Source organism: Kitasatospora sp. MBT66 (genome assembly GCF_000710405.2).
Taxonomy (GTDB): Bacteria; Actinomycetota; Actinomycetes; order Streptomycetales; family Streptomycetaceae; genus Kitasatospora; species Kitasatospora purpeofusca.
The window spans coordinates 118335-126505 of the sequence record NZ_JAIY01000012.1; the positions used below are offsets into that span (position 1 = coordinate 118335).

The following is an 8171-nucleotide window of genomic DNA, read 5'->3' on the forward strand; positions in this document are numbered from 1 at the left end:
CGCTGCCCTCCTCGCCCCGGAACACCGCGTACCCGGCGCCGGTCAGCGCGGCGATCACGCTCGTGCCCGCGACGGCCGCGGCAACGGCCATCATCGGTCCCATCGCGCCCCGGCGGCGGCGCCGGCCGTGGCCGCGCCGCCGTTCGGCGGCACGCCGCGCGGAGCGCCCGTCGGCACCCGCGGGGCGCCCGGTCGCGGGGAGGATGGTGGTGCGGTCTTCGCTGTTCACCTGCGCACGCTTCCTGAGTTCTGGTCCGTCGGATCGGTCGGACGACTGCCGACACCTGGGAGACCGTGGAGCGGTGGGCGGATAACAGAAAAGTGCGAACTGATTTCCGAACGAACCGGCGGGGCGGCGGTTGGCCATGATGCCGCATCCCCGGCGGGCCCGTCGGCCCGCGCGGGGGCGGTGGACGCCGCCCGCACGGGGCGGCCTCGCCCGGACCTCGCGCGGAACGCCGACCGGGGGCGGAATCCGTCGATTCCGCCCCCGGTGGTCGCGTCCGGCACTCGCCCCGGCGGGTGCCGGGTACTCGCGCCGGGCCCAGGACCTAGACCTCGGGCTCCCAGGCGATCAGCTGTTCGATGATCTGTCGGTCGCCCTCCATCTTCAGCACGTCGAGCGGCTGGCGGCCGTAGAAACCGGCGAGGATCAGTTCACCGGCCGTGGACTCGGTCGAGAAGTCGGCGGGAGCCAGGTCCGCCGAGCCGGGGGTGCCGGGCGCGGGGATGCGGGTGACCCGCGCGCCCTCGGCGTCCACCCGAAGGCGCCAGGACCGGCCCTCGGTGACGTGGTAGTCGACGGTCGCGGGCTCGTGCGGCCAGGCGGCCGTCGTGGCACAGCAGGTGACCAGGAACTCCTCGACGCCGTCCAGCGCCACCTCCGTCGGCAGCGGCTGCGCGGTGCCCGCGACCAGCTGGGCGTCGTAGGTGTGCAGCGTGATCTCCTGGAGCTGGTGCCGGGCCACCGCCCCCGCGGTCTGCGGCGCCTGCGAGGCGGGCCACCACGTCCAGCAGCCGCTGTCCGGGCCGGCCTCGCGCAGGGCGTCGAGCAGCTGCTGGGTGGATTCGGCCAGCCAGGCGATCAGGGCCTCGCGCTCCGGCGGCACGGCCGGGCCGGCCAGCGCGGCGGAGGTGTCGGGGCGGACCTCGGACGGCCCGGCGGCCACGATGACGCCCCAGTTGCGACGCCCCTCCCCCAGGTGCCGGACCAGGTCGAGCAGCGTCCAGTCGGGGCAGCTGGGCACCTGCGCGCCGAGGTCGGGCGCGGCGGCGACCGCGGCGCGGAAGGCGGTGGCCCGCTCGTCGATCAGACGGAGCAGGTCGGGAAAGTCCAAGGTCTTTTGCACCCCCGGTGTCTATCACCGCGACAGAACCGCCTGCCATCGATTTTCTCGCGCGCGCCGGGACGGCTCCGGAACGGCGGGACAGCTGCGGAACTGCGGGACGGTCAGGCGCCTGCGGGACGGTCAGGCGCCGGCCGGGGGCATGTCGTAGGTGACGAACATGGTCCGGGTGGCGACCTGGTCGTACTTGCTGCGGGCCCGGTGGTTGTCGTCGGCGGTGATCCAGCGGACGGTGTTCCAGCCGCGCTCGGCGGCGATCGCGCGCAGCCGGGCGAGGAGGAGGTCGACCGCTCCGGTGCCGCGCGCGGCGGGGGCCACGAACAGGTCGTCGAGGAAGCCCGCCACCGCGCCGTGCAGCGGACGGACGAACGGCCGGTAGTGCGCCAGCCCGACCGGGGTGCCCTCGGTGTCGCGCACCAGCAGGCCGTCCAGCTCGTGCGCCGGGTCGGTGAGCCAGGACCAGACCAGTGCGGCCTTCTCCTCCGGCACGGGCACCCCGTAGAACTCGCAGTAGCCCCGGAACAGCTCCCGCCAGGCGGCGAAGTCCGCGGCCGTGGGCGCGTCCACCGTCCACCCCCCGGCGGACCGGTGCTCGTCGGACCGGTGCTCGGCAGGCCGCATGGGGCTGGACGGCGTGGTGCCGGTCGACGTGGTGCTGGACGGCATGGGGCTGGACGGCGTGGTGCCGGTCGTCGGCATGGGGCGCTCCTCGTTCGGTCGTACCGTGCGTGCACGGGTGGACGCCGGACAGCATGACGCCCCGTCGGACCCGCGCCGATCGACAGCACGGCCAAGTACGGGTCCGCTCCGCTACGGAGTGGCAGTCGCCCCGGGCCACCGGTCCGGCGTCCCCGCCGCGCGCCCGCGCCCCGTATCGCCGATCCTGGACGCCCGCCCGAACGCCGTTCCCGAGCCGTGCCCCACGCCCGCCGAGGAGGCCCCCGATGCTGCTCCGCCGCCTGGCCCTCACCTCGCGCGCCGTGGCCGCCGAGCCCGGCCGCCGGGCCAAGACCGAGCTGCTGGCCGACTGCCTGCGCGAGCTGGGCCCCGACGAGGCGCCCTCGGCCGTCGTCCTGCTCTCGGGCGAGTCGCAGCGGCTGCGCACCGGCCTCGGCCCGGCCGCCCTGCGCGAGCTGCCGCCGCCCGCCGCCGACCCGGTGCTGGGGGTGCGCGAGACGGAGCGGGTCCTGGAGGCCATCGCGGCCGTGCACGGGACGGGCGCCCGGGCCGAGCGGCACCGGCTGCTGGCCGGGCTGTTCGAGCGCGCGACCGAGGTCGAGCAGTCCTTCCTGCGCGCCGTCCTGGTCGGCGACCTCCGCCAGGGGGCGCTGGACGCGGTGGTCGCCGACGCCGTCGCCCGGGCCGCCGGGGTGGCGGCGGCGACGGTGCGGCGGGCGCTGATGTTCCGCGGTTCGGCACGCGCGGTCGCCGAGGCCGCGCTGACCGGCGGGGAACCCGCGCTGGCCGCCTTCCGGCTGGAGGTGGGCCGTCCGGTGCGGCCGATGCTGGCGGCCTCGGCCCCGGACGTCGGCGCGGCGCTGGAGCACCTCGCCGGACCGGCGGCGCTGGAGTGGAAGCTGGACGGGATCCGGGTCCAGGTGCACCGGGACGGCGCGGACGTCGGGGTCTTCACCCGGTCGCTGGACGACATCACCGCCCGGGTGCCCGAGGTGGTGGAGGCCGCGCTGGCGCTCCCGGTGCGGTCGGCGGTCCTGGACGGCGAGGCGATCGCCCTCGGCCCGGACGGCCGCCCGCGCCCCTTCCAGGAGACCGCCGCCCGCACCGCGGCCCGCCGGGACCCGGAGCGGCTGCGCGCCGAGGTCCCGCTCAGCCCGCACTTCTTCGACCTGCTGCACCGGGACGGCGAGGACCTGGTGGACCGGCCCGGCCGGGAGCGCTGGGCCGCGCTGGCGGAGGCCGTCCCGGCCGGACTGCGGGTGGCCCGCACCGAGACCGGCGACCGGGAGGAGGCCCTCGCGTTCTTCCGTGCCACCCTGGCGCGCGGCCACGAAGGGGTCCTGGTGAAGGATCCGGCGGCGGGCTACCGGGCCGGCCGGCGCGGCGCGGGCTGGATCAAGGTGAAGCCCCGGCACACCCTGGACCTGGTGGTGCTGGCCGCCGAGTGGGGCAGCGGCCGACGGCAGGGCTTCCTCAGCAATCTGCACCTGGGGGCGCGGGCCGGCGGCGAGCCGGGCCTCGGCCCGTGGGTGATGCTCGGCAAGACCTTCAAGGGCCTGACCGACGAGACCCTGGCCCGGCAGACCGAGGCCCTGCTCGCCCGCGAGGTCGAACGGGACGCCTGGACCGTGCGGGTGCGGCCCGAGCTGGTGGTGGAGATCGCCTTCGACGGGGTCCAGCGCAGCCCCCGCTATCCGGCCGGGCTGGCCCTGCGGTTCGCCCGGGTGGTGCGCTACCGGCCGGACAAGAGCGCGGGCGAGGCCGACACCGTGGCGACCGTCCGGGAGATCGCGGCGGCGGAGGGAATCGCGGCGGCGGAGGGGACCGCGGCCGCCGACGAGGCCGCCCAGCGGGACGCCGGACCGGGACAACCCGTCTGACGGCTCATCAAACTTCTTCTTCCTCACACTCGTTCACGAGCAGTGGCAAATCGGCCATTCTGCGCGAGGCGGCCACGCTCTCTTCGTGTGCGACGCGAGCCGGGGTTAGTTTGACGACGACAGCGGGGGCGGCACGGCCCGGAGGATCCGGTGCCACACCAGGAAGGGATGTCCGCGATGCACGTGAACGTCGAACGGGACCGCTGCTGCAGCTCCGGCCAGTGCGTCATGACCGTGCCGGAGATCTTCGAACAGGACGACCAGGACGGCCTGGTGCGAGTCCTCCTGAGCGCCGTACCCGCGCCACGGTTCGCCGATGTGCGCCTCGCCGCCGAGCTGTGCCCCGGCGGCGCGATCACCGTCACCGAGGACGACGGGGCCGGCACCGCCGCCTAGCGACCGCTCGACGACCAGTCGACGACCGCTCGACGAGCGCCCGACGACGACGCCCCGGACGGCCGCCGTCCGTCGGGCCCGCGGCCCGCCCGCCGTCTCCCACCGCCTGCCACAGGCCCACCTGTCACGCGAGGAGACCACCTTGAGCACACCCACCGCTCCCGTCACCATGATCCCGGCCCGGCACGACACGGCCTGCCCGTTCGCGCCGCCGCCCGCCTACACCGAGGCCGCGAGCACCGGCCCGGTCAGCCGCGCGGAACTCCCGGACGGCTCCCCCTGCTGGCTGGTCACCGGCTACCAGGAGGTCCGCACGGTGCTCTCGGACCGCCGGTTCAGCGCCGACGCCCGCCGGCCCGCGTTCCCCTTCCTCACCGAGGGGCGGCGTGAACTCGTCGCCGCCAACCCCTCCTTCCTCCGCCTCGACGACCCCGAGCACGCCCGGCTGCGCCGCATGGTCACCGGGGACTTCCTGGTCAAGCGGGTGGAGGAGATGCGCCCCGGCATCCAGCAGATCGTGGACGAGGCGCTGGACCGGATGATCGCCCGGGGCGGCCCGGCCGGACCCGCCGACCTGGTCGCCGACTTCGCCCTGCCGGTGCCCTCCCTGGTCATCTGCCTGCTGCTGGGCGTCCCGTACGAGGACCGCGAGGAGTTCCAGGCGAACAGCCGGCTGCTGCTCACCACCGAGGCCGACGACCGGGACGTGGCCCGGGCGCAGGACGAGCTGCTGGACTACCTCGGCCGGCTCGCCGAACGGAAGCGCACCGAGCCCGGGGAGGACATCCTGAGCCGGCTGGCGACCCGCGAGGACCTCACCCTGCGCGAGATCGCCTCGACCGGGGTACTGCTGCTGGTCGCCGGGCACGAGACCACCGCCAACATGATCGGGCTCTCCACCGCCCTGCTGCTGCGCCACCCGGAGCAGGTGGCCCGGCTGGCCGATCCGGCGGCGGTGCCCGGCGCGGTGGAGGAGCTGCTGCGGCTGCTCACCATCGTGCACACCGGGGTCCCCCGGCTCGCGGTGGAGGACGTCGAGCTGGGCGGCACCCTGATCCGGGCGGGGGACGGCGTGATGGCGATGCTGTCGACCGCCAACCGGGACGACGGGCTGTTCGGCACCGAGGGCCACCTGGGCGTCGACGAGGTCGACCTCGACCGGGAGGCCCGCCGGCACGTCTCCTTCGGCTTCGGGGTGCACCAGTGCCTGGGCCAGCCGCTGGCCCGGGCGGAACTGCAGATCGCGCTGGCCACGCTGTTCCGGCGGCTGCCGGGGCTGCGGCTCGCGGTGCCGGAGGAGGAGCTGGAGTTCCGCACCGAGGCGCTGATCTACGGGCTGGGCTCGCTGCCGGTCCGGTGGTGACCGACGGCGGGCGGCGGGTGACCGGCAGCGGGTGACCCACGGCCGGTGACGGGTGACGGGCGGCGGGCGGCGGATGACCGAGGGCCGGTGACGGGCGGCGGACGGCCGAGAGCGGCCCGCCACCCGGTCCGGTTGGCCCTCGCCGGGGCACGGAGGCAGGCTTGAGGTGCGAAACAGAGCACCGGCCCGGCGGCCGCCCGCCACCACGGCGTAGCGCGGCGGGCCCGGACGCCCCGGCCGGCCGAGGAGACGGAGCCCGCGATGACCGACATGAGCGCACGCTCCGAGGTGAGCGTCGACCGGGACGAGGACGTCCGCGCGGCCGACCCCGAGGAGGGCATCACCTCGACGCAGAACCTGCACGCGCAGGACACCTCCCAGGCGGAGGGCGAGCCGGAGGATGAACGGGGGGCGATCGGCTGATCCGGCCGGACCGACAGGTTTGCGAAGTGCCGCCGACGAGTAACCGAGACGTTGCCACGAGGCCGCCCGATCTGCGGGCGGCCTCCGCGACCGCCGGTGCCGCCGCCCGTACGGCGACGGTCCGGCCGGAGAGGATGGGCGCATGACCGAACAGCAGCAGGGCACGGCGGCCGGACGGCCGGTGGAGCCGCCGGTCGACCCCCGGGCCTCCTGGGCCACCTGGACCACCCAGTCGATCATCAGCGGACCGGGCGGGGTGACCACCGTCGAGGTCGGCCCGATCTCGGGCGACCTCACCGTGCACACCACCTGGGTGGACGGCGAGGCGCGGCTCACCGTCCAGTACACCGGCGCGCTGGACTGGTACTCGGTGGCCGGCAGCCCCGTCCCGGCGGCCGACGAGACCACCGCGCGGGCCGTCCACCAGGCGATGGTGAACGCCGTCAAGACCGGGAAGGGCTCCCGCGCCCCGGCGGCCCCGGCCGACTGACCCGACGCGGAGCGGAGCGGCCGACCCCGGGCGGGGCCGGCCGCTCCGTGTCGTGCGTGTCACGGGCACGCGGGCGTCACGGCCGCTCGTCCGGCCCCGCCACGTTGCCCTTCCCTGGTCCTCTGCCGAGCCCCTTCCCCAGCCCCTTGCCGAGCACCTTCCCGCTGCCCTTGCCGTTGCCGTTCCCCAGCCCCTTGCCCGCCTCCTTCTCCGGGCGCGGCGCCGGGGCGGCGGCCGCCCAGTACCCGGGGTCGGCCGGGCGGCGTCCGCGCAGGTCCGCGCGGACCTCGCGCGCGACCTTGCGGGTGTCCCGCAGATTGACCGTGGCCCCGATGCCCGCGCCGACCAGCAGCGGGGTCAGCGAGGGCAGCCGGCGCAGCGAACTGCGGGTGAGCCGGCGGCGGACCTGCTGGCGGACCTCGCTGCCGAGGGCCATCGCCGCCAGGCCGGCCGGTTTGGCGAGCAGCGAGCCGTCGATGCCGCGCCGGTTGGCCCAGGCCGTGACGTAGGCGGTGGCCTTCTCGGTGGCCGTCCCGTGGGCGGGGAGGCCGTAGACCTGGTGCAGTTCGGCGATCAGCTTGACCTCGACGGCCGCCACGGCGAGCGTCTCGGCGGCGATCTCCACCGGCATCGCGGGCGGCACCGGGAGCATCGCGGCGGCGCCCACACCGGCGCCGAGCGCGCTGGAGGCCCGGCCGGCGCCGGTGACCAGCAGGTCGGCGAGCTGCTCGGGGTCGGCGGCGCCGGGGTGCTGGGCACGCAGGGTCGCGAGGTCGCGGACGGGGATTCGCGGTGCCGCCTGGAGCAGTTGGTCGGCCAGCGCTCGGCCGCCGAACGCGGCGCCCCTGGCCGCCGCCCGGCTGCCGCTGCCGAGTCGGCGGGAGATGTCGGAGACCAGCTGGGCGCCGCGCCGACGGCCGCGCTCGACGCCCGCCCGGTATTCGGCGAGTTCCCCGGCCTCGCCCTCGGCGGGCGCGCCGGGAGCGCCCGGTTCGAGTTCCTCGACCAGGCCGGCCAGCTCGTCGGCGACGTGCTCCGGGGTGGGCTCGGGCTGCCCGGAGCGTCCCGGTTTCCTGAAGATTGCCATGCTGTGGCCGTACCCGGCGCGGCGCGGCGGTACGCGCCGCGGCTGTCCCGGTCCTGCGACGGGACGGCCACGGCACCGTCACTACGGCGTAACGGCGGCGCCTGGGCCGGGTACGCCGACGACCGACGACCTGCCGCCACCGGGCCCGTCAGTCGGTGATCTCGACCCCCCGCCAGAACGCCACCCGGCCGCGGATGTGCTCCGCCGCGGGCTCGGGGGCGGCGTAGAACCACGCCGCGTCCGGGTTGGTACGGCCGTCGACGTCCAGCGAGTAGTACTCGGCGGTGCCCTTCCAGCCGCAGACGGTGGTGGTGTCTGACGGCCGCAGGTACTCCGGGCGGACGGAGTCGGCCGGAAAGTAGTGGTTGCCCTCGACGACGACGGTGTCCTCGCTCTCGGCGACGACCTTGCCCTGCCAGCGTGCTGTGGTCATGGTGGGAGTCTGCCCGACCCGGCATCCGGGCGGCAGGTGTCGGCAGCGGGCATGGCGGGATCCGGCCACCCGCCG

At 76.0% G+C, this 8171-nt stretch carries 10 protein-coding genes; 5 read left to right on the forward strand and 5 right to left on the reverse strand.

Annotated elements, in window-relative coordinates; genetic code table 11:
• The 3 genes from BI06_RS51500 to BI06_RS32885 form a co-directional block, all read right to left on the reverse strand.
• Positions 1 to 229: hypothetical protein (locus tag BI06_RS51500; RefSeq protein WP_199523390.1), on the reverse strand; the 229-nt coding region annotated here is incomplete at its 3' end.
• Between the two features lie 322 nt (positions 230 to 551).
• Positions 552 to 1349, reverse strand: a complete 798-nt coding sequence (locus BI06_RS32880) for a maleylpyruvate isomerase N-terminal domain-containing protein (protein ID WP_043474448.1) — start codon at positions 1347 to 1349, stop codon at positions 552 to 554.
• A gap of 120 nt (positions 1350 to 1469) precedes the next feature.
• The gene (locus tag BI06_RS32885) at positions 1470 to 2045 is read right to left on the reverse strand and encodes a GNAT family N-acetyltransferase (protein WP_233290388.1); all 576 of its coding nucleotides are present in this window, start codon (positions 2043 to 2045) and stop codon (positions 1470 to 1472) included.
• Positions 2046 to 2290: 245 nt separating this feature from the next.
• Between BI06_RS32885 and BI06_RS32890 the strand changes: the two genes are divergently transcribed.
• The 5 genes from BI06_RS32890 (at position 2291) to BI06_RS32905 (ending at position 6576) form a co-directional block, all read left to right on the forward strand.
• Positions 2291 to 3904 carry an ATP-dependent DNA ligase gene (locus BI06_RS32890; RefSeq protein ID WP_063795070.1) on the forward strand — a complete coding sequence of 538 codons (1614 nt, stop codon included), beginning with the start codon at positions 2291 to 2293 and terminating at the stop codon, positions 3902 to 3904.
• A gap of 168 nt (positions 3905 to 4072) precedes the next feature.
• On the forward strand, positions 4073 to 4300 hold the full coding sequence (locus tag BI06_RS32895) for a ferredoxin (RefSeq protein ID WP_051742458.1): 228 nt from the start codon (positions 4073 to 4075) through the stop codon (positions 4298 to 4300).
• A 169-nt stretch (positions 4301 to 4469) separates the two neighbouring features.
• Complete coding sequence (locus BI06_RS32900) at positions 4470 to 5663, forward strand: cytochrome P450 (protein WP_043474451.1); 1194 nt, start codon at positions 4470 to 4472, stop codon at positions 5661 to 5663.
• Between the two features lie 261 nt (positions 5664 to 5924).
• Positions 5925 to 6086 carry a hypothetical protein gene (locus tag BI06_RS51505; protein WP_157855288.1) on the forward strand — a complete coding sequence of 54 codons (162 nt, stop codon included), beginning with the start codon at positions 5925 to 5927 and terminating at the stop codon, positions 6084 to 6086.
• 142 nt (positions 6087 to 6228) lie between these two features.
• Positions 6229 to 6576: a hypothetical protein gene (locus tag BI06_RS32905; RefSeq protein ID WP_233290389.1), complete on the forward strand. Its 348-nt coding sequence runs from the start codon at positions 6229 to 6231 to the stop codon at positions 6574 to 6576.
• A 76-nt stretch (positions 6577 to 6652) separates the two neighbouring features.
• Here BI06_RS32905 and BI06_RS32910 read toward each other — a convergent pair whose 3' ends face one another.
• Together BI06_RS32910 and BI06_RS32915 are read right to left on the reverse strand one after the other, a co-directional pair.
• The gene (locus BI06_RS32910) at positions 6653 to 7663 is read right to left on the reverse strand and encodes a hypothetical protein (protein WP_051742461.1); all 1011 of its coding nucleotides are present in this window, start codon (positions 7661 to 7663) and stop codon (positions 6653 to 6655) included.
• A 148-nt stretch (positions 7664 to 7811) separates the two neighbouring features.
• Positions 7812 to 8096 carry a DUF427 domain-containing protein gene (locus BI06_RS32915; RefSeq protein WP_043474454.1) on the reverse strand — a complete coding sequence of 95 codons (285 nt, stop codon included), beginning with the start codon at positions 8094 to 8096 and terminating at the stop codon, positions 7812 to 7814.
• Positions 8097 to 8171: the final 75 nt, after the last annotated feature.